Annotated in this window: 20 protein-coding genes; 11 read left to right on the top strand and 9 right to left on the bottom strand. The window is 64.4% G+C overall.

The features are described 5' to 3' along the window. The 6 genes from AB7849_RS07590 to AB7849_RS07615 all read left to right on the top strand — a co-directional run. The coding region (locus tag AB7849_RS07590) for a substrate-binding domain-containing protein (protein WP_369500784.1) at positions 1-363 on the top strand (363 nt) is incomplete at its 5' end. 66 nt (positions 364-429) lie between these two features. Next, positions 430-1,692, top strand: coding sequence for an MFS transporter (locus AB7849_RS07595; protein WP_008213157.1), 1,263 nt, complete (start codon positions 430-432; stop codon positions 1,690-1,692). A gap of 289 nt (positions 1,693-1,981) precedes the next feature. Next, positions 1,982-3,580, top strand: a complete 1,599-nt coding sequence (locus AB7849_RS07600; protein WP_369500785.1) for a carboxylesterase/lipase family protein — start codon at positions 1,982-1,984, stop codon at positions 3,578-3,580. Positions 3,581-3,694: 114 nt separating this feature from the next. Then, positions 3,695-4,279, top strand: coding sequence for an RNA 2',3'-cyclic phosphodiesterase (gene thpR, locus AB7849_RS07605; protein ID WP_008213154.1), 585 nt, complete (start codon positions 3,695-3,697; stop codon positions 4,277-4,279). Between the two features lie 52 nt (positions 4,280-4,331). Beyond that, positions 4,332-4,817 carry a GNAT family N-acetyltransferase gene (locus AB7849_RS07610; RefSeq protein ID WP_037100606.1) on the top strand — a complete coding sequence of 162 codons (486 nt, stop codon included), beginning with the start codon at positions 4,332-4,334 and terminating at the stop codon, positions 4,815-4,817. Positions 4,818-4,987: 170 nt separating this feature from the next. After that, the gene (locus AB7849_RS07615; protein ID WP_008213150.1) at positions 4,988-5,359 is read left to right on the top strand and encodes a YciI family protein; all 372 of its coding nucleotides are present in this window, start codon (positions 4,988-4,990) and stop codon (positions 5,357-5,359) included. Positions 5,360-5,510: 151 nt separating this feature from the next. Here the strand turns inward: AB7849_RS07615 and AB7849_RS07620 are convergent, their stop codons facing one another. Both AB7849_RS07620 and AB7849_RS07625 read right to left on the bottom strand, forming a co-directional pair. Next, positions 5,511-6,419: a hypothetical protein gene (locus AB7849_RS07620; protein ID WP_369500786.1), complete on the bottom strand. Its 909-nt coding sequence runs from the start codon at positions 6,417-6,419 to the stop codon at positions 5,511-5,513. Continuing rightward, positions 6,406-6,738 carry a PadR family transcriptional regulator gene (locus tag AB7849_RS07625; protein WP_008213144.1) on the bottom strand — a complete coding sequence of 111 codons (333 nt, stop codon included), beginning with the start codon at positions 6,736-6,738 and terminating at the stop codon, positions 6,406-6,408. The genes AB7849_RS07620 and AB7849_RS07625 overlap by 14 nt, the downstream gene beginning before the upstream one ends. Before the next feature lie 248 nt (positions 6,739-6,986). Here AB7849_RS07625 and AB7849_RS07630 point away from each other — a divergent pair, with 248 nt between their 5' ends. After that, positions 6,987-8,942 (top strand): M61 family metallopeptidase, encoded by a 1,956-nt coding sequence (locus AB7849_RS07630; protein ID WP_369500787.1) that lies wholly within the window; start codon positions 6,987-6,989, stop codon positions 8,940-8,942. A gap of 240 nt (positions 8,943-9,182) precedes the next feature. On the opposite strand, the gene AB7849_RS07635 is transcribed toward AB7849_RS07630, so the two are convergent. From AB7849_RS07635 to AB7849_RS07665, 7 genes are all read right to left on the bottom strand, one after another. Beyond that, positions 9,183-9,704, bottom strand: a complete 522-nt coding sequence (locus tag AB7849_RS07635) for a DUF4405 domain-containing protein (protein WP_008213143.1) — start codon at positions 9,702-9,704, stop codon at positions 9,183-9,185. 89 nt (positions 9,705-9,793) lie between these two features. Further along, a complete protein-coding gene (locus AB7849_RS07640; protein ID WP_008213141.1) occupies positions 9,794-12,172 on the bottom strand; it encodes a M48 family metallopeptidase in 2,379 nt (792 codons plus the stop codon). Positions 12,173-12,411: 239 nt separating this feature from the next. Next, positions 12,412-13,410: an energy transducer TonB gene (locus tag AB7849_RS07645; protein WP_369500788.1), complete on the bottom strand. Its 999-nt coding sequence runs from the start codon at positions 13,408-13,410 to the stop codon at positions 12,412-12,414. Between the two features lie 9 nt (positions 13,411-13,419). Then, entirely contained in the window at positions 13,420-14,103 is a 684-nt protein-coding gene (locus AB7849_RS07650; protein ID WP_008213137.1) for a class I SAM-dependent methyltransferase, read from the bottom strand. 244 nt (positions 14,104-14,347) lie between these two features. After that, positions 14,348-15,676: a M1 family metallopeptidase gene (locus AB7849_RS07655; RefSeq protein ID WP_008213135.1), complete on the bottom strand. Its 1,329-nt coding sequence runs from the start codon at positions 15,674-15,676 to the stop codon at positions 14,348-14,350. A 207-nt stretch (positions 15,677-15,883) separates the two neighbouring features. After that, complete coding sequence (locus AB7849_RS07660) at positions 15,884-16,792, bottom strand: NAD(P)/FAD-dependent oxidoreductase (protein WP_008213130.1); 909 nt, start codon at positions 16,790-16,792, stop codon at positions 15,884-15,886. Next, positions 16,782-17,234, bottom strand: a complete 453-nt coding sequence (locus AB7849_RS07665) for an RrF2 family transcriptional regulator (protein ID WP_369500789.1) — start codon at positions 17,232-17,234, stop codon at positions 16,782-16,784. Before AB7849_RS07665 ends, AB7849_RS07660 begins: the two co-directional genes overlap by 11 nt. Before the next feature lie 241 nt (positions 17,235-17,475). On the opposite strand from AB7849_RS07665, the gene AB7849_RS07670 reads away from it, so the two are divergent. The 4 genes from AB7849_RS07670 (at position 17,476) to msrA (ending at position 19,842) form a co-directional block, all read left to right on the top strand. Further along, positions 17,476-17,919 (top strand): hypothetical protein, encoded by a 444-nt coding sequence (locus AB7849_RS07670; RefSeq protein ID WP_008213126.1) that lies wholly within the window; start codon positions 17,476-17,478, stop codon positions 17,917-17,919. Between the two features lie 415 nt (positions 17,920-18,334). Next, positions 18,335-18,742 (top strand): hypothetical protein, encoded by a 408-nt coding sequence (locus AB7849_RS07675; protein ID WP_008213123.1) that lies wholly within the window; start codon positions 18,335-18,337, stop codon positions 18,740-18,742. Between the two features lie 144 nt (positions 18,743-18,886). After that, positions 18,887-19,336 (top strand): peptide-methionine (R)-S-oxide reductase MsrB, encoded by a 450-nt coding sequence (gene msrB, locus AB7849_RS07680; RefSeq protein ID WP_008213121.1) that lies wholly within the window; start codon positions 18,887-18,889, stop codon positions 19,334-19,336. Then, a complete protein-coding gene (gene msrA / locus AB7849_RS07685) occupies positions 19,333-19,842 on the top strand; it encodes a peptide-methionine (S)-S-oxide reductase MsrA (RefSeq protein WP_008213120.1) in 510 nt (169 codons plus the stop codon). The genes msrB and msrA overlap by 4 nt, the downstream gene beginning before the upstream one ends. Positions 19,843-19,861 lie beyond the last annotated feature (19 nt).

The raw sequence follows: 19,861 nt of genomic DNA on the forward strand, positions 1-19,861 counted from the left end.
TCCGCCAAGCGTGCACTCAGCACCGCATCCGAGGCAAGATCGCCGTCGTGTCAACCACACCAGACGCGAGAGAGCCCCATTTTTGCGGCGAACGACGACATGGCCTGCGGCGTGATGCGCGAGGCGCATGAACGCGGGCTGGTCATTCCGCGCGACCTGTCGGTGTGCGGCTTCGACGGCACGCCGGTATCGCAGCTGATCTCGCCCGGCCTGACCACGGTGCACCAGCCGTGCCGAGAAATGGGCTGCGCGGCGACCGAACGCGTGTTGCAGGCGATCCGCGACCCGGCCCTGCGCAAGCAGGAGCGGGTGCCCTATCAGGTGCAACTGCGCGCATCCACGGCCGCTCCCGGAAAGCCTTAGGATTCGTCATGTGCCGCCCGGTTCCAGCCGGGCACGGGATGTGCTGATTCCAGGGGATGCGGAGGAATGGTGGGCAGTGACCATGTCGAGGCCGCGACCGTGCCGTGCACGCGTCGCGTCGGCCGGTTGTTCATGGCGATCTATGGCCTGGCCTATACGGGCTTGTGGATGGCTTTGCTGCCGCCGATCCTGGTGGGGCTGGCGATGCGCGTCAGCGTGATCGACCCGGCACATGCGGCCGACAGCCTGTCGCTGGTGGTGGGAGTGGGAGCGCTGGTGGCCTTGTTCGGCAACCCGTTCTTTGGCCGGCTGTCGGATCGCACGACCTCGCGCCACGGCATGCGCCGGCCCTGGCTGATTGCCGGCGCGCTGGGCGGTGTGGCCGGGCTGGCCGTCGTGGCGCAGGCCACGTCGATCCCGCAGCTCCTGTTGGGTTGGTGCATCACGCAGCTTGCCTATAACGCCGAGCTGGCGGTGCTGGCGGCGATCCTTTCCGACCAGATCCCGACATCGCAGCGCGGTACGGTATCCGGCATCGTGAGCATCAGCCTGCCGCTGGGCATGATCGGCGGCACCTTCCTGGTCGAGGTGCTGGTGGCGTCCACGCTGGCCATCTTCCTGGTGCCGGCCGCGATCGCGTTGCTTTGCGCACTCGTGCTGGCGTGCGTGCTGCACGACAGCCGGCTGGATTCGGCGCACCGGCCGCCTTACGGCTGGCGCGGGTTCCTGGGCAGTTTCTGGATCAACCCGTTGCGTTTCCCCGATTTCAGCTGGGCCTGGAGCAGCCGCTTCCTGCTCTACGCCGGCGTTGCCATGTTGCTGACCTATCAGGAGTTCTACCTGATCCATCAGTTGAACTGCCCGCCGGGCGATGTGCCGCACCGGATCTTCCTGTCCACCCTGGTGCAGTGCTGCATGGTGGCCATCTTCGGCGTGCTGGGTGGTGGATTATCCGATGCCGTGGGGCGGCGCAAGGTGTTTGTATGCGGTGCGGCGCTGCTCTACGCGCTGGCGCTGGTGGTGATCGCGTTTGCCACGTCGTATGCCTGGTTCCTGGTCGGCATGGCGTTGAGCGGCATCGCGCAGGGCACCTACCTGGCCGTGGACTTCGCGCTGGTCACCGACGTGTTGCCGGAGCGCGAAACCCACGCAGCCAGGAACCTGGGCATCTTCAACATCGCCAGCGTCCTGCCGCAATGGCTGATGCCTGCCGTCGCCCCGGCCATTCTTGCCGTGAGCAGCGGCAGCTATGCGGTCCTGTTCATGGTGGCGGCGGTTCTTGTCGCGCTGGGCGCCTGGGCGATCCTGCCGGTGCGCGGCGTGCGTTGAGCTTGCGGACTCGAAAGCCTTGCCGAAACCCGGTAGGAGCGCACCCTGTGCGCGAGTGCTCTTGGTTGGAGGCTGCGAAAATCTTTCGCAAGCAGCTTTCGCGCACGGGGGTGTGCTCCGGCAAACGCAGGTCATTCGAGGTGCCTGCTTGGCAAGCGTGGGGCGGCTTCTTTGCGCTACGCTGCGGTGGAGCCACCCGGGTAGTCGAGCGTGGCGAAGGGGCGGGGCGATTCGTGCTGTGCCGCTCCTTAGGTTCCAGGGATATCCGTTCCATCCGTGCGAGGTTTTCATGATGCGCCGTGCATTCGCCTGTTCGATCCACATGTTGCTGGGCTTGGCCGTTGTCGCCGCTCCGCTGCCGCTGCTCGCCGCGGGTTCTTCGGTGCCGGTGGTGCACACGGATGCCGGTGCGTTGTCCGGCGCCCATGTCGCCGCAGCGGGCCTGGACGAGTTCAAGGGCATTCCGTACGCCGCGCCGCCGGTCGGTTCCCTGCGCTGGAAGCCGCCGCAACCGATGGCGGCCTGGAGTGGCGTGCGCAAGGCCGACCACTTCGGTCCGCGTTGCATGCAGCGGCCGTTGTTCGGCGACATGGTGTTCCGCTCCGACGGCATGAGCGAAGACTGCCTGTACCTCAACGTGTGGCGACCCGCGCACAGCGCAGGCAAGAAGCTGCCCGTGCTGGTGTATTTCTACGGCGGCGGTTTTGTCGCGGGCGACGGTTCGGAGTCGCGCTATGACGGTGCCAGCCTGGCCCGGCGCGGGATCGTCACGGTCACCGTGAACTATCGGCTGGACGTGTTCGGCTTCCTCGCGTTGCCGGCGCTGGCTGACGAGTCACCGCAACACGCCACCGGCAATTACGGCCTGCTCGACCAGGCTGCCGCGCTGCGCTGGGTCCATCAAAACATCGCCGCGTTTGGCGGCAACCCGGCGAAGGTCACCATCGGCGGCGAGTCGGCCGGTTCCATGTCGGTCTCGGCCTTGATGGCTTCGCCGTTGTCGAAGAGATTGATGCAGCAGGCCATTGGCGAGAGCGGTTCCGTGCTCGGCAACCTGAAACCACGGCCGCTGGCGCAGACCGAGAAGGAAGGCGAGGCATTCGAGCAACACGTCGGCGCGCATTCCCTGGCCGATTTGCGTGCGATGAATGCGAACGTCTTGATCAAGGCCTGCGGTGACAAGGGCGTGGCCGAATTCAGCCCCACGATCGACGGCTATTTCCTGCCGCGTTCGCCCGAGGCGATCTACCAGGCCGGCGAGCAGGCGCACATTCCGCTGCTGGTGGGCTCGAATTCGCAGGAAGACTATTACGCCGACCTGTTCAACGGCAGGGCGCCCACGCCAGCCAACTATCGCGCCGTGCTGGAGAAGCAATTCGGCGCGCATGCCGCCGAGGCGCTGAAGCTTTATCCGGGCAATACCGCGGCCGAAGTGAAGACGTCCGGCACGGCGCTGGCTGGCGACCAGTTCATCGCCTTCGCCACCGGACGCTGGATGCAGCTGCAACGCCAGACCGGTCACGCACCGGTGTACTACTACTATTTCGACCAGGCGCGTCCGGCCAAGCGTGATGGCAGCGCCGGCCCCGATTCGGGCGCGGTGCACAGCAGCGAGATCGAATTCGCGCTGGGCAACCTGTCCGGCAACCACGTCTTCGCGTGGACCGCCACCGACCGCAAGGTGTCGGCCACGATGGAAGGCTACTGGGCCAACTTCATCAAGACCGGCAACCCCAACGGTGCGGGCCTGCCGCACTGGCCGGCGACAGCGGACAAGGATGGCGGCCTGCTGCGCCAGGTGATCGGCGCGGACACGCATACCCGCGTCGATCATGCCGTGACGCGCTACGACTTCCTGCAGCGCGTGGAGCCCGACGCGCATCTTTGATGTGTATGGTGTCCGCCCCGACAGCCGCGAACGTTTCGGAGCGGAGTCATTCGGCAGGGCCGTGCCCATTCGTTCCGCCGCATCCACCTGTCCATTCCATTGTCGAGACGATGCATGTCCACCCAAGGATCCTTGCCGGGCTTCGAGCCGGATCAACCCACCGACCGATTCTTCCTGGCGATATTCCCCGACGCACGCCATGCCGCCAGCCTGGCTACGCTGGCGGATGGCTTTCTCGGCAAGCACGGCCTGGGTGCCGGAGCGGTCGCCGCCTCGCGGCTCCATGTCACGCTGTTCCACCTGGGTGATTACGCGGGCCAGCCGCCCGGGTTGGTGGAGCATGCCGGCCAGGCACTTTCGCGGCTGGTGGCCGAGCCGTTTACCATCCGCTTCGACCAGGCTGGCAGCTTCGGGAACCACCGCTCCAAAAGCCCGCTCGTGCTTGCCGCGAGCGAGGGCAACGAGACGTTGCATGCATTGCACGGGCAACTGGCAATGCATTTGCGGGCCCATGGCCTGGGACAGTCGACGCATGGCTCCTTCGTGCCGCACATGACCGTGGCTTACGGCAAGGCGCTGCTTCCGTTCGAGACGATCGAGCCGATTTCATGGCCGGCAGGTGAGGTGCGGCTTGTCCACAGCCTGCTGGGCAAGACACGGCACATCCCGTTGGCCAGTCGTGCTTTGGCCGGCGGCTGAGGCGTCGCTGCGGCGGGTGCGGTGAATGGACCTTCCAGGTCGGGAGACCGCCTTGCATATTGAAAAAGCGACCATCGAGGAGGCGCTGGCCTGCTTCGCCATTCGCCGCGAAGCCATTCTGGCCCGATGCACTGGCTTCTATCCCCAGCGTGATCTGGCGATCTGGACGTCGGGAGCGATGTCGGAGGCATTTGCCAGGCGCGTGGCGGAGCACTTCCACGTCGCGGTGGCCGATGGCCAGGTCGTGGGCACCGGCATGATTGATCTCGCAACAGGAAAGGTCGATGCGATCTTTGTCTTGCCCGGGTACATGGGGCGAGGCGTGGGGCGCGCCATGATGGAGCATCTGGAAAGCCTTGCGCTTGGCGCTGGACTTGGCAGCATCCACCTCGAGTCCACGTTGAATGCCGTCGCGTTCTATCGGTCGCTGGGGTTTGAGGGGGAAGGCCAATCGATCTATGAATCGTCTTTGGGCGTACGCCTTGCATGCGTACCCATGGTAAAGCCGTTGCGGGATGGACCGGTTCCGGCCCCATAGGCCCGGCAGAAATGGAAGGCGCCCGTTGAAATCGCCGGCGCGCCTGTTGCTACTTGTGGCGACCGTGCGGTTCCAGGGCGACCGGATCCGCTGACTGGCCTGGCGCGCAGGATTGTCGATTTCCGATCATCCGCTTCGTCGTCAATGCATTCCCACCCAATGGATCTCCCATGAAATATCTCGGACTGGCCTACTTCACGCCCGAAAAATTTGCCGCGATGGCGCCCGCTGACGTCAAGGCACTGGTGAGCCAATGTCCGGCACTGGACGAGAAGATGCGCGCGACCGGCAAGGTTCTGGTTTCCGCATCGCTTGGCGATCTGGACGGCTGGCGGACGCTTCGCCCTCGCGGCGGCAAGACGCAGGTCAGCGACGGGCCTTATACCGAGTCGAAGGAAGTGGTGGGCGGCCTGTTCATCATCGAGGCGGACAGCCGTGACGAAGCGCTGCGCATCGCATCCATGCATCCGGCTGCCACGCTGGGCGAGGAAGGCGGGTGGGCCGTCGAGCTGATCCCCATGGATTTCTATCTGGCTGGATGAGAGCGTGGGCGCGCGTTCCGCGCGTGTATTGGCGCTGGTCTCATCCGCGAACACTTCCCGGCTTCGTGAGTCATCGTGGCGATGTCCGCGAGTCGATGATGGTCAGGGTGCCGACGCACTGATCACCATTGATGGGTCAAGCGGATCAACTTCACCGGTGCGCGCCGGGCATCCGGATACGCGTGCGCTGGCGGTACAGCTTCCAGACTGCGTCGATGACGATGAACAGCACGACCAGTTCGAGGCCGCCCTTGGCGCCCTTGTCGGTGGCCTCGGCCAGGAAGATCGGTCCGGCCGCAACCCACCACAGCAGCAGCGCCACGAAGGCCATGCTTACCGCGATGTGAGTCCATCGCATCGGTGGCGACCAGCGTCCTCGGTGGAACACCAGCGCCAGGGTGATGAAGCTGGCAAGCCAGAGCGGCAGGACCCACGGCGCCCGTGTGTGCAGGAAACCGGCGTCGAAGGCGAAGACCTGCGCGAGTGGGGCGGGCATGCGGTGGGCGATCCATGGCAGGGCGGTTACCAGAGCGGCGCCGACAAGGAACCACGCGAGGCCCACGGCCAGCGAGCCGCGATGAATCCGTTCGGGATCGACTACCCGGGGCCGCCAGCCGGGCTTGAACAGCCCCGTTTGCCGGATGCCTGCGGCGATCACGGCAAGCATGGCGAGGAAACCGGGCCACCACAGCGCGCCCAGTCCCCAACTGAACCACCAGCCGGCCAGTGGCGCACCCTGGAATACGCGCGGCAGGGTCAACGCCCATTGCAGCACGATACCGACGACCGACAGCAGCACGAATGAGCGGGTCTGCTCGGCGGGGATGATCACGACGCCAGGCGGGCGATAGCGTGCGGCGACTTCGGCCGGCGTGCCGAAGTCCCGCAACATGGCCAGCACCAGTGCGTCATCGGCAGGGTTGGCATGGCTCTCGGCACGCTCGGCCAGCATGTCGGCGAGCAGGCCGCGAAGTTCCAGGCCGATCCCGTTGCGTTCTCGACCGGGCAAACGGCGCATCACATCGAGGACATAGGCTTCGATCACGTCATTCGGGTTCATGTTCCGCTCCCTTCAGCAGGCCGCCCATGGTGGCGACGAGGTCGCTCCACACGGTCGTGAGATTGGCGAGCAGCGCCTCGCCGGCGTCGTTCAGGTGGTAGTAGCGGCGCGGCGGGCCATCGTCGATGCGCCACTCGGAGGCCAGCAGCCCCTGCTTTTCCAGCCGCCGGAGCAGGGGATAGAGCGTTCCCTCCTCGATCGGCATGCCGCGCTGGGCCAAGGCCTGGCGCAGGGAGTAGCCGTATTGCGCACTTCGCAGCTGCGAGAGCACCGCCAGTACCAACGCGCCGCGCCGCAGCTCAAGCTCCAGCTTGGACAAGGGGTTTTCGTGAGTCGGAGCCATGCGGTGCTCTGTAGAGTTTCGTGCAAAGTACATAGCTACACACAGTATGTCAACGGCATGCGCTGGAGGCGAGGCCGCAGCGCCGTATCGCGATGGCATGGCGGCGGCCTGCGCCGGCTTTTGCACGCGGATGGCCTTGCCGGCATGGCCCATCCGGCCTGCTCCATATCGGGGTGTCGTGGTGTTAAGTTGGGGCAATCATTGGCCTGTCCGTGGAGTCCGTCATGTCCCTTGTTTCCTTTGCCGGGTTGTCGGCGGGTGCGCGTCGTCCCGCCATTCGCCTTGCCGTGGCCGTATCGGTGGCGCTCGCCGCCAGCACGGCCTTTGCGCAGGTCTCGCGCAGCGCCAACGTGCCGCCGCCGCAGGACACGCCGTACCCGGGCACCATCGCCCTGCATGTGGATGCCAGCGATACGCGACAAGGCATCTTTCGCGTGCACGAAACGATTCCGGTGCAGGCGGGCAAGCTGACGCTGCTGTTCCCGCAGTGGATTCCCGGCGAGCATTCGCCGAGCGGCCCGGTCGACATGCTGGCCGGCCTGGACGTGACGGCAAACGGCAAGTCGCTGAAGTGGGTGCGCGACGAGTACGACGTGTATGCCTTTCACCTCGACGTGCCCGCAGGTGTGTCCAGCATCGACGTGAACTTCCAGTTCCTGTCCAGCCGTGGCGAGGGTTCGGCTGAAATGACCGACCGCATGCTCGACCTGGAATGGAACAAGATGGCGCTGTATCCGGCCGGGCATTTCTCGCGCGACATCACCTTCAAGCCCAGTGTGACGCTGCCCGGTGGATGGAAGTTCGGCACCGCGCTGGAGACGGCTTCGACGTCCGGTAATACCACCACCTTCAAGCCGGTACCGTTCAACACCCTGGTTGATTCGCCGATGTATGCGGGGCTGTACTTCAATCGCGTCGACCTCAACCCGGGTGGCAAGGCGCCGGTGCATCTGGATGTTGTCGCCGACGCGCCGAAGTACCTGGTGATGTCGCCGGAACAGTTGAAGGTGCATCGCGCACTGGTGACGCAGGCCGTGAAGCTGTTCGGTTCGCATCATTACGACCACTACGACTTCCTGTTCTCGTTGTCCGACCAGCTCGGTGGCAATGGCCTGGAGCATCACCAGTCCAGCGAGGACGGCATGGGCCCCGACTACTTCACGGCATGGGCCGACAACGCGCCGAACCGCGATCTGCTGGCGCACGAATACGTGCATTCGTGGAACGGCAAATTCCGCCGTCCGGCCGACCTGTGGACGCCCAACTTCAACGTGCCGATGGGTGATTCGCTGCTGTGGGTCTACGAGGGTCAGACGCAGTACTGGGGCTTCGTGCTGACCGCGCGCTCGGGCATGTGGACGCCGGAACAGTTCCGCGATGCGCTGGCCATGGTCGCGGCCAACTACGACCGCAATCGCCCCGGTTTCGACTGGCGCACGATGGAAGACACCACCAACGACGCCACCGCCGCGCACCGCGCGGGCCTGCCGTATCGCAGCTGGCAGATGAGCGAGGAGTACTACAGCGCCGGGCAGATGATGTGGCTGGCCGTGGACGCCAAGATCCGCGCGCTGACGCATGACAGCAAGTCGCTGGACGATTTCGCGCGCGCGTTCTTCGGCGTCGACAACGGCAGCTTCGTGACCAGGACCTACACCTTCGACGACGTGGTGGCGGCACTGAACGGGGTCGCGAAATACGACTGGACCTCGTACCTGCATTCGTTCGTCGACGAACGCCAGCCACCGTTGCTGGATGGCGTGAAGGGCTCGGGCTGGAAGCTGGTCTACACCGACAAGGAAAGCCCGTACGAGAAGCAGTACGAGAGCCGACCGGAATCGCCACGGCACATCTTCAACTTCACCTGGTCGATCGGCATGACCCTGACCAAGAAGGGTCAGGTCAACGACGTGCGCTGGAACGGGCCGGCATTCAAGGCCGGCGTCAGCACCGGCGCCACGCTGGTGGCGGTGAATGGCGAAGCCTATTCGAGCGACGTGTTGAAGAACGCGATCACCGCGGCAAAGGACAGCAAGTCACCGATCCGGTTGCTGTTCAAGTACCAGGGCGCGGTCCGCACCGTGCCGGTGGATTACCACGGCGGCCTGCAGTACCCGCACCTGGTGCGGGTCAAGGGCACGCCGGATTACCTCAGCCAGATCATCGCCGCGCGCAAGTAGGCTTGGCCTGGTCCGTTGGCGTGATGCTTCGGCGAAATCAGCCGGGGCATCGCGCGGATTTGGAGTGGCGTGTCGCGTCGGCGGCGTGGGCTCGGTGCGTATGAAAACCCATCCTCACGCCGCCATGGCCAGGTAGGTGACCGCCCGCGGGCAATGCTCTGTTCTGATACCTGTTGAAGGTAAAAGCATCGCCCGCGAGCGGGCTCCTGCACTTGATGGGTGCGGATCTTTCATCGGTGCTCACTGCTTTGTGGCGGCGTTGCGTTGTGCCGGCATCATCGCGTACAGGACTTCGGTCGCGGGCACGGCGGAGGCGGTGGCAATCGTCGTTACCGAATCATGGGGAGAGGCGACCTTGTAGCCACGTTTCTGCAGATGTTGCAGCAGGGCGTCGGGCGTTGCATGGAACACGGGTGCCAGGTCGGCCACGCTTGCCTCGGTCATCAAGGCCACGGTCTGGAAAGCCGGGTTGCCGCCGCGGCCCTTGCCGGCAGTCAGCGCAAATGGCACGGCCACCAACAGCGACAGCGCCAGCGGGATGAACAAGGTCTTGCGCTTGGCGTATGCCAGCAGCGGCTTCCAGTTTTTCCACAGGTGCAGGACGAAGGGCGCCAGCAGCAACAGGCTCAGCCACTCGTGCATGGCGTGAAAAGTCCGTGGCGCCCAGTGGAAGAAAAGCGCGACGCCCGAAACGGTGGAGACGGCGAACAGGCCGGCTGTCAACGGCGTGCCGTAGCGGTGCATGAAGTGGCTGAAGGTCATGTCGGTTTGCTATCGATAAAAAGGCTCCAATCATGATAATGATATTCGTTATCATTTACGAGCATGACCAGCATGGCTGGCGATGGAGCTCAGTTCTCGATCCCGGCGATACCGTGTGCGCGCTCTGCTTGCGCACAACGTTGGGCCAGCGAGGAAAACGCCAGCCGGTAGGCATGGCCGAGGCTGTCGAGCAATGTGCCGGCGATGGCCACGAATTCCGTCGGGCCGTCGCTTGGCTGGGCCGCGCGGGGACAGCGTCGCCGCAGGTAGCCGCCGATGCTGTCGCCGTCAAGCAGGCTCTGTGGAATGTCGTCGCACTTGCGCAGCAGGCGCAGCGAGTGCTCCTGGCACGCGATCATCGCGTCTTGCCGGATGCGCTCCAGTCCCTTGTGTTGCGCGACGTCGCCGGTGCCTTCGAACTGACTGGCCACGATCCATGCTTCCTGCAGCGACTCCACGTCGGCGTACAGCGTGCTCAGCGCGAACAGTGGCTCGTGGCGCAAGTTGGCCGCTCTCAATGCCAATTCGATGCGGCGTCGGTAGAGTCCCGCCGTGCGTAACAAGGCCTGTCGTGACGGCGTCTGCCAATCGATGATCCGTTGGTACTCGGGTAGATGACGTTGTTCGTCGAAACCTTCCACCCGGCTGAGCGGGAAGGGGATGCCATGACGTTCCAGCAATCCCGCGAAGGCGATGCGTGCGCGTCGCCCGGCTTCCTGTTCGGCCTTGGCCCAATCCTGGGTGATGGCGGGCGAGTGCAGGCGCAATTCGTCGATGCAGGCCTGCCAGGACAACTTGCCCAGATCATCAGGCAAGGGGCGTTGTAATGGTAACCACGGCCGCGCATGCCATTGCCGCCCGGTCCAGCGGCGCATGTCCGAGTGCGCGTCGTCGCGTTGTGCACCAAGTCGTGTGACGATCTCGGTGTCGCACAATTCGGCATTGCGAAAGTCCACGCCCAGCAGACGGTAATAGGCGCGGGTCGCGTCGCGGCAATGCTCGACGAAACGGTCGAACAGCACCGCGGCGGGGCGCGCATCGCTGAACATGCCCGGAGCCTGCAGCGATTGCGCATGGCGGATGCGTTCCAGGTCGGCCGGATGACTGTCCCAATAACGGGTGGTGCCGTAACCGAGACCTCGCCTGAGTGTGGCCCACGCAGACGTATCGTAGCCGTCCACCTGAGCAGCGACCGCTTGTGGCATGTCGCGCAACAGCTTGTGCTCGCGCCAGGTGCTGGCGTTGCGCTTGTCCACTTCGCCGAAGGCGCGGGCCAGCGCGCGCAAGCGCAACGCGGTGTCGCCGAAGGTGGTGCTGCCGGCCAGGATGGCCTCGTAGCGGTCGGCGTCGAATTCCATCTGGCGCGACAGCGATTGCGATAGGCGAAAGCTCAACTGGAACAGGCCGGCCAGCAACAATCGCGAGCCGCCGATGCCGGTGCGCGTAACGACCATTACGGCGCGCACCACGAATTCATCGTTTTCGTGCGCCCATTGTTCCAGTCGCTCGACCCACGGGTCGGGTCGATGGGCGCGCTGGTACAGCCACGCGTTGACATGGTTGATCAGGAAGCTGCAGCGCATGCCAAGGCGCTGCGCGAAGTGGCCGAACTCATGCGCAAGCACGCCGAGGAATTGCTGGCTGCTCAAGCCGGCGACCAATGGCAGGCCGATGGTGAGCACCTTGCGGCCGTTGAAAAAGCCGGCCCAGCCGCCTTCGAAATGCACGCTGGCATTGACTTCGTTGGACAGGCGTAGGGCAACCGGCGGGCGGATGCCGATGGCTTCGGCGAGTCTATGGATGGCCTGCAGCAGGCGTGGTTCTTCGCCCGGGTCCAGCAGCAGGCTGCGTTCCCTGGTAGCGCCCATCGGCAGCATCGGCCGCAGCAGGAACAGCAGCAGGAGGGCGCCACTCGCACCGGGCAACGCGTAAAGCACGAACATGGGCCAGAAGCCGCGTACGTGGAAGCTGGTGAAATCGTGCACGTGCCACAGATACCAGACCAGCCCGTAGCCGAACAGCGTGACCATGGCCAGATAAAGCAACGGGATCAGCACGCAGCAGAGCGTCACCAGTACCAGTCGCAAGGCATAGCCCGGGCTGGGGCGTCGTCGGGGAAATCCCCGGGCAAGCGACGTGACGAGGTCGGACAGCGGATCAGCGGTCGTCGCTGTCGCAGCTGCGGGCGATGAGGTGGCAGAAGTGGCCGCAGGCGAAGCCGACGGAATGTCGGCGGTGACAGCCTGCTTTTCCTTGTGTGCCGCCAGGCCCGCGAGCGTAAGTATCTGATGCAGGTGATCGGCTTCATCGTGGTTCAAGCCGGCTTTTACCACCCGTCGGGCCGGTGGCAGCATGGTTTGCACTTGGGTGGGGCGCAGTTTCAGCTGCCGGAGCAACGCCTCGGCGATGCTTTCCGGGGTGTGTCCGGGAAGCGCCTCACCGGTGAGCCTGACCCGATAGGTCTCCATGACATTCCTTTGCGTAATTTCTTGCGATATTCACAAAATCCCATGCCGTCGACAATAGGAAAATGTGCGGGTTCGCCGAGCGCGTGCGAAGGTCGCCATCTGTTCTGAAAGGCACCCGCGGTCGAGCCGCCACGGGCGAAACGATGGCAAGGCGTCAGGGGTTTCATGGCAACGGGCGAGGTTCACCGGCGCCGATATCGGGACAGCGCGATAGCTGTCCCGATGGTTGCGGGTGCTGCTTACGATTTCGGCGTGGTGATCAGGTGCAGGCTCTGATCGGCCAGGTAAAGGCCGTTGTCGGGGAGTGCGTCGGCGCTGCCGGGGACGGACGCTTCCGGCTTCAGCCATGAAATCTTTTCGCGCGGGCCGGGAAGATAGGCTGTCCAGGTGCCGTAACTGCGCGCTTTTGCCTTGCCCATCTCATGGAGCGTGTAGGAAACCGGTATGCGCACGATCCAGGCTTGCCGCGTTGCAGCCGCTCCGCTGGCTGGCACGTTGTAGGTCCAGTGGGACGCGGCGCGCACCGAGGCGTCGGCGAAGTCCTTGCGCCACATACGCATCAGCATTTCGGGGCCCCTGACGCGCAGGTTGACCTGCTCGGCAGCGACCTGGTCCACCTTGCCTTGCCGGTTGATGCGCGCCACCAGGTACACGGTGCCGGATACGCGTTCTTTGATCTCCCGTCCCGGGTAATGCGGCAGCGTTTGATTTTTGATGGTCAGTCCATACGTGTTGGCCGCATTGCCGAACCATTGACTGGCGATGCGCAGCGCAAAGTGGTCCTTGTCCGTCGGCGTGGCGACGATCCGCAAATGCATGGCCGCTTTCGCGGCGACGGCGTGGCCGTGGTCGATGACGGGCTCGAAGCGCCAGTGCGGCACGTTTTGGGTCAGCAACTGCTGCACCGGGGCAGGCAGGGTCGCCAGCTTGTCCACGGTGTAGGACTGGACTGCGCCCTGCGGGCTGACGGTGATGCTGCCGGCCAGCAGCATGCTGGCCTCGGCTTGTGCCGGTGGCGTGCGGGCAAGCGCCGGCATCAGGCCCGGCAATACGAGTATCGACAAAGCGGCAAGCAAGGCTTTCATCTGTGAATTCCCCGGTTGGATGACCTCACGGCTGGCGACGAGCACGCCGGCAGGGCGATGTTCGCGGATTTCCCAGCCGTGGATGTAGTCGGGCCAGTTTACTGGCCCGCGCTGGAGAAGGCATGGACGCCATGTACCGGACATGCCCGCCACGTCGCGCGATCAAGCGTGGTGCCGGCCCGTCGTGCGTGGCGGGCAACGCCGATAACTCAGCAGCCGTCCGCGGAACGGTGGTTGGTCGTTGGCATCCATCGGGCTGCGTTGTTCGCTGACGGCGTAGCCTTCTGCTTCCATCAGGCGGGTGAACAGCGCGCTGTTGCCGCGGCCGGGGTCGGTGATCAGTATTTCGGCGTCCGGTTTTGCATGGTGTTCCACTACCGCGGCGAGCAGCGCCGCGTGATCGCGTTCGTAGAGGATGTCGCTGCCGATGATGAGGTCGAAGCGCCCCAGCCTGGTATTCGGCTCGTCCCAGCGCAGCGAGCGATAGCGCACGGCCGGCAAGTCATTCAGCGCCGCGTTGTAGGCCAGGAACACTTCGGCCAGCGGATGGATGTCGCTGGCGGTGATGTCGGCGCCGTGCCGTTGCAGCAGCAGGCTGGCCAGGCCAAGGCCGCAGCCAAGTTCGAGAATGCGCTTGTGACCGGTGGCATGGCGGCTCATCGCTTCGGCGAGCAGTCGCCCGGCCGGCCAGACTTGTCCGAACAGGCTCCATTGTGCGGATGAGATGCCCAACCGTTCCGCCTGGTGGCCAGGGTCGGCGAACTGCTGGCGGTCCGTGAGCGAGCGGATACGGTAATCCTGCCCGCCCAGGCGGAGGGTGCGAGTGATGGTGGCGTAGCCGGGCACGGTGGATCCGAGGGGTGCGTCCTGCGACACGGGCGTGTGCGGGAGACGTGCGGCGAGGGGCCGGCAAGGGATCGACCGGGGCAGGGGCGTTGTTGCCGCCTTGCCCCATCATAGGCCATGTGGAGTAGGGCCGTTCGCACCGCGAGCGAACTCGGGACCACCCGGACGCAAGAGCCGCGGCATTCCCGGGTGATGCGTTGGCGATGGTGTGACTGTGCGCTGCTTTTCGTTTCCCTCGATAGGGTCACGAATGTGAGACGGCCGCACCGGTTGGCGTGCTCCCGGTCACCCACTGCCGGAAGAAGCCATCGAGATTGCGTCCGCTGGAATGCTCCATGGCGCGCTTGAAATCGGCGGTCGTCACCGACTTGCCCTGGAATGCCCGCGTGTAATCGCGGATGCCGTTCCAGAAGGCCTGCTCGCCAAGCTCGTGCCTGAGCAGGTACAGCACGTAGGCACCCTTCTGGTAAACCACGACACGATCATCCCGGCTCGGGTGGTCCCAGTGCGCATAGACCAGCGAGTGATCCTTGCCGGAGGCCACCAGGCCCTCCACGTTCCGCTGCCAGTGTTCGACGATGGCCTGGTAGGCAGCGTCGCCAAACCGGTGCTGGATATACGCCGCCGCCATGAAATCGGCGAAGCCTTCGTTGAGCCAGAAATCGCTCCAGCTGCGACAGGTGACCTTGATACCCCACCATTGGTGTGCCGCCTCGTGGGCGATCAGGTCTTCATCCACCGGCGTTTGCAGCGCATCGCGGCCGTAAGCCTCCGACAGCAGTGCGAGGCCCGCCATTTCCTGCCCGATGGTGCGGGTGACCAGGGCCTGGTCGTAGCTGTCGCGGTAGGGAATGCCGGCGCGGTCGCCGAAGAATTTCAGCATGTCGCCGGTGTCGGTGAACAACTGTCGAAGCTGATCCGGCGACATGTCCCGTGAGAGAAAACGCATGTCCACGCCATTCGCCCGTGCGTCGGCCTCGTTGAATCTTCCTGCGGCGAATCCGTAGACGTAGCTCGGTACCGGAGCCTGCTGTCGCCAGTGATACAGCACGCGTTGGTCGCCCAGTCGTCGACGCGATATCAGCCGGCCGGTGGCGATGGCTTTGAAATCACCTGGCAATGCCACACTCAGATCGAGCGATACTCGCTGGTCCGGAGCATCCAGGCAAACCAGCCACTGGCTGGTCGAGAAGATCGTGTAGAGCTGTTCCGTTTGCGGATGGAATTCCAGGCCGAAACGAGGTGCACCGTGATAACGAACCTTGATGTCGAGATGTCTGTTCGTGGCTGGATTGCTGGCCAGCCGGATGTCGAGTTGGTGTCCGGTTTTCTCGAATGAAAGCTTGCGGCCGTGCAGGCTGACCTCGTCAATGACCAAGTCGCTGGCGTCAAAGTCGAGCTGGCGCACATCGGCATCGAGCAGGGCGACGCTGATCGTCTCGGTGCCGCGAAGGGTTTTGCGCGGCAAGTCCGGATCGAGACGGGCGGTGTAGTGCACGACATGGAAACCCGGGTCGGGCAGTGGCCGGGCATGACCCGGCTGCGCCCAGAGCAGGCCGGCGAAGAGGAGCATTCCCGTGAAGGTCCAGCTGGATCGCGCGGAGGCATGCATGTTGAGGTTCACGATGGAGATGAGGGCTGGGTATGGTCCGGCAATGCCCGACGTTATCGTGGATTCCTGCTCGGGCGACCTTGCGATGGTGGGGTGTTGCAGGCTCGGCGGACAAGTGCGGGAATCCGAACCGGCCCTCAAAGCCGAAAATTCATGACCTCGCGGCGTTCACTGCGCCGGAAAAAGCATCGAACGATGGGCGGAGAAACCGGCCATGGTGCCGTCGCCCACGGCCAGGGCGACGTTGCCAGCCATGCGCGCCGCATCGCCGCAGGCGAAGACGCCGGGCACGGAGGTTTCCTTCATCGCGTCGGTGCGAATGAACGAGCCCATCGGGCTGTCCTCGAAGGCGCAGCCCAGCTGCTCGGCGAGCGGGCTGGCCATGTGGATGCGGGAGGCAGTGAACAGGCCGTCGAACGCGATGCGCTGCCCGCCGGACAATTCGACCGTGGCGGTTTCCACGATGCGTTCGACGCGCCGTGGCTCGATGATCACGCCTTTGGCGGCGAGGGCGGTGCGTTCCGTTTCATCGGGCTCGAAGGTTTCGTTGGTGAAGAACGTCACCTTGCCCCAGTCCGGCAGTATCAGGGCGTGATGCATGGACAGCGGGCCGACCGCGAGCACGCCGATGCGGCCTTCGTTCAATTCGTAGCCGTGGCAATACGGGCAGTGGAAGACACTGCGTCCCCAGCGTTCGGCCAGACCTTCCAGTTCCGGCAATTCGTCGACCACGCCGGTGGCAAGCACCAGGCGTTTGGCGTGGTACGGTCGGTCGGCGACATGCGCGATGAAGCCATCGTTGGCGGCTTCGGCACGCGTGGCGTCGCCGTCCAGCCATTGCACGTTCGGATAAGCCAGCAGTTGTGCCTTGCCGTCGGCAACGATGGCGCCGGGCGCGCGGCCGTCCTGGCCCAGGAATCCGTGCGCGGCCTTGGCAAAGCGATTGCGACGCACGCCGGCGTCCACCACCAGCACGCGTTGGCGGGCTCGGGCCAGGATCAGGGCGGCGGACAGTCCGGCATAGCTGCCGCCAACCACGATGGCGTCGAAGCTGTTCGGCATGGTTTCAATGGTCATGGGCGGGTTTCCTTCGCATCTTCGCGGCGCGATGGTTGAAATCACGGGAGAGGTCGGCCAGCGTCACAGTGCCCAGTCGCTGCACCAGCAATTCTTCGGCCTCGCGAAAGGCCTCATCCAGTGCGTGGTTGACGGCTTGCTCGACCAGGCATTGGGGATGTTCGCTGCGGTTGCCCATGGCGAAGACACTGGGCGAACCCACCGCGTCGTAGATGTCGCGCAAGGTCACGGCGTGCAAGTCACAACTGATCGACCAGCCACCGCCATGCCCCTTCACCGATGTCACATAGCCCAGTTCACGCAGCCCGGAAAGCGTGCGGCGCACCACGGCAGGGTTCGTGCCCAGGTAGCCGGCCAGCTCTTCGGAAGTCAGCGACCGTTCGGCATGGGCCATGTGCAGCAACACATGCAGGATGGAGGAAAGTTTGCTGTCGCGTCTCATGTAACAAACGATAGCACATGAAATGCGAGTTTTGCGAAAGGACTACTCAATCAAGTCAAACGACTTGTTCACTAGCGGCGGGGGGGGGCGTTGGGGGCCGAAATTGTGTTTCTGGGTGTCATGCTGGTGGGGACAGTGACGCAGGTCTGGCTGCATCGGCCGTCAGCGAGCATGATAAAGGCGCGCCGCTGGGGGAGCGGGCAGTCACAAGCGACGACGCCGGCATAACGAGGAGAACACAATGATGAAACGTCTCACCATGTTCGTCCTTGTCGTGGCCACTGGCCTTCTCGCACCAACGGTTCAGGCGGGTACGGTCTGCTGGTTGGACCACGCTATCCCACAGACCGACTCGGCGAAGTTAGTATTCGCTAACCCGCCTTATTTCGCGGAAGTCACTCATCGCGATGGAACCCGAACCCACATCAAGGCCTTGTCGTCTGGACCCATGGCCGTGGACCTGCGCATCGGCGAAGACATTCTCGTCACCCAGGGGCTCCATAGCAGCTGCCAGATCAAGGTCACGCGCGTCCACGGGCGGTTGCAACTCGCAGTCGTCAATGAGATTGGCATGCCTGGAATGCCACTGGACAAGTCCGTCGAGCTGCTGGCGGCAGGTGCGGACGGCCACTTCCATGTAGTCCGCGCCGATCCGATGGACAAGAGCCGGCTGCAACATCGCTGAACCGTACATCCATCCGGTACATTCTCGGAATGCACGCCGACGGATGGCGATCGTCGAAAGGGTTTCCAGACTTGTCTTGCGTCCGTTTGAACTGCTTTTGATTCGTCGCACCTCTGTTCTGACAGTGGATGCCAGGATCCGGGCGAGCGGCTGGTATTGAGCGATTCCAGCCCTGCCCGAACGGCGAGCCCTCAGCAGTGATCATCGGGAGTGCCCTGATCACATGTGACTGGAACGGGCGATTGCGCTGGCCGGGATGCGTATCCGGCAGGTCCCGCGTGTGTTTCGAGAGCGCATGCGCAGGCTTCAGGTGGCATCCGTTGCGGGTTTTGCCTGCTTCTTTTCTTTTTTGCTCACCCGCACAGGCCTATGCTCGGGAGACTGCGGCGTTGCCGCGTTACCCCGGAGTCGTGTCATGAGGAAGCCATTCACATGTTGTCTGCCGGTTTTCCTGCTGGCGGTGGCGTTGCCGATGGGCGCATCGGCGGCGGATGCAAGTAGTGCGGTATCCAAGCAGATGGCCACGGCGGATGCCCATGCCGGCATGGCCCTGGGTGCGACCAGTCTGAAGATGACGCACACGCACCTGCACCACGTCGTCAATTGCCTGGTGGGGCCGGACGGCAAGGGGTTCGATGCCAAGGCCGGCGATCCGTGCAAGGGCATGGGGCAGGGCGCCATCGTCGACGCCAAGGGCGATGCCGCTGCCGAAGCCACCTTGCATACGGCGCTGAGCCAGGCACGGCAAGGCCTGAAGGCCACCACCCTGGATGGCGCGCACGCGGATGCCAAGAAAGCCTTCGCCACCCTGCAGGCCAAGTAGGCACGGTTTGTTGGCGCGATGGGATCGTTGGCGCCACGTGGGGTGTACCGATTGTGGAAAAGGGCAGGCAGGCATGCCTGCCCTTTTGCTGCGGTGATGTAACCACCATCTCTGCCGTAGCGAAATGTACGCAGGAGGTAAGCCATGTCCGACTATCGCAAGACACCTGAAGCCCTGTCGCGCCTGACGCCCGAGCAATATCGGGTGACCCAGGAGAGCGCCACCGAACGTCCCGGTACCGGCGAGTACCTGCACAACAAGGCCCCCGGCATCTATGTCGACGTGGTGTCGGGCGAGCCGCTGTTTGCTTCGTCCGACAAGTTCGACTCGCATTGCGGTTGGCCCAGCTTCACCAAGCCGATCGTGCCGGCCAACGTGAGCGAATTGCATGACCGCACGCATGGCATGATTCGCACTGAAGTACGCTCGGCCCATGGCGACAGCCACCTCGGCCATGTCTTCCCGGATGGTCCGGCCGACCGCGGTGGCCTGCGCTATTGCATCAACTCGGCGTCGCTGCGCTTTGTGCCGCGCGAAGCGATGGCGGCCGAGGGCTACGGCGCGTATCTGGACCAGGTGGAGGACGCGTCATGAGCACCGAGCGCGCGGTATTCGCGGGCGGTTGTTTCTGGGGCATGCAGGAACTGATCCGCCAACAGCCCGGCGTGGTTTCCACGCGCGTGGGTTACGCCGGCGGTGACATCGCGAATGCGACCTACCGCCATCACGGCACGCACGCCGAGGCGGTCGAGATCCTGTTCGATCCGGCGCGCACGGACTATCGCGCGCTGCTGGAGTTCTTCTTCCAGATCCACGACCCGAGCACATCGAACCGGCAGGGCAATGATCGCGGCAGTTCGTACCGCTCGATGATCCTCTACACCAGCGAGGCGCAGAAGCGCATCGCGGAGGACACCATTGCCGACGTGGATGCCTCCGGCCTGTGGCCGGGCAAGGTGGTGACCGAACTGGTACCCGCGGGCGACTTCTGGGAAGCCGAACCGGAGCATCAGGATTACCTGCAGCATTTTCCGGATGGCTATACCTGCCACTTCGTGCGGCCGGGCTGGACGTTGCCGCGTCGACAGGGCATGGCGTAACGGGCGCGTTATCCGTGGG

The organism is Rhodanobacter sp. FW021-MT20 (assembly GCF_041107475.1).
GTDB classification, from domain to species: Bacteria; Pseudomonadota; Gammaproteobacteria; order Xanthomonadales; family Rhodanobacteraceae; genus Rhodanobacter_A; species Rhodanobacter_A glycinis.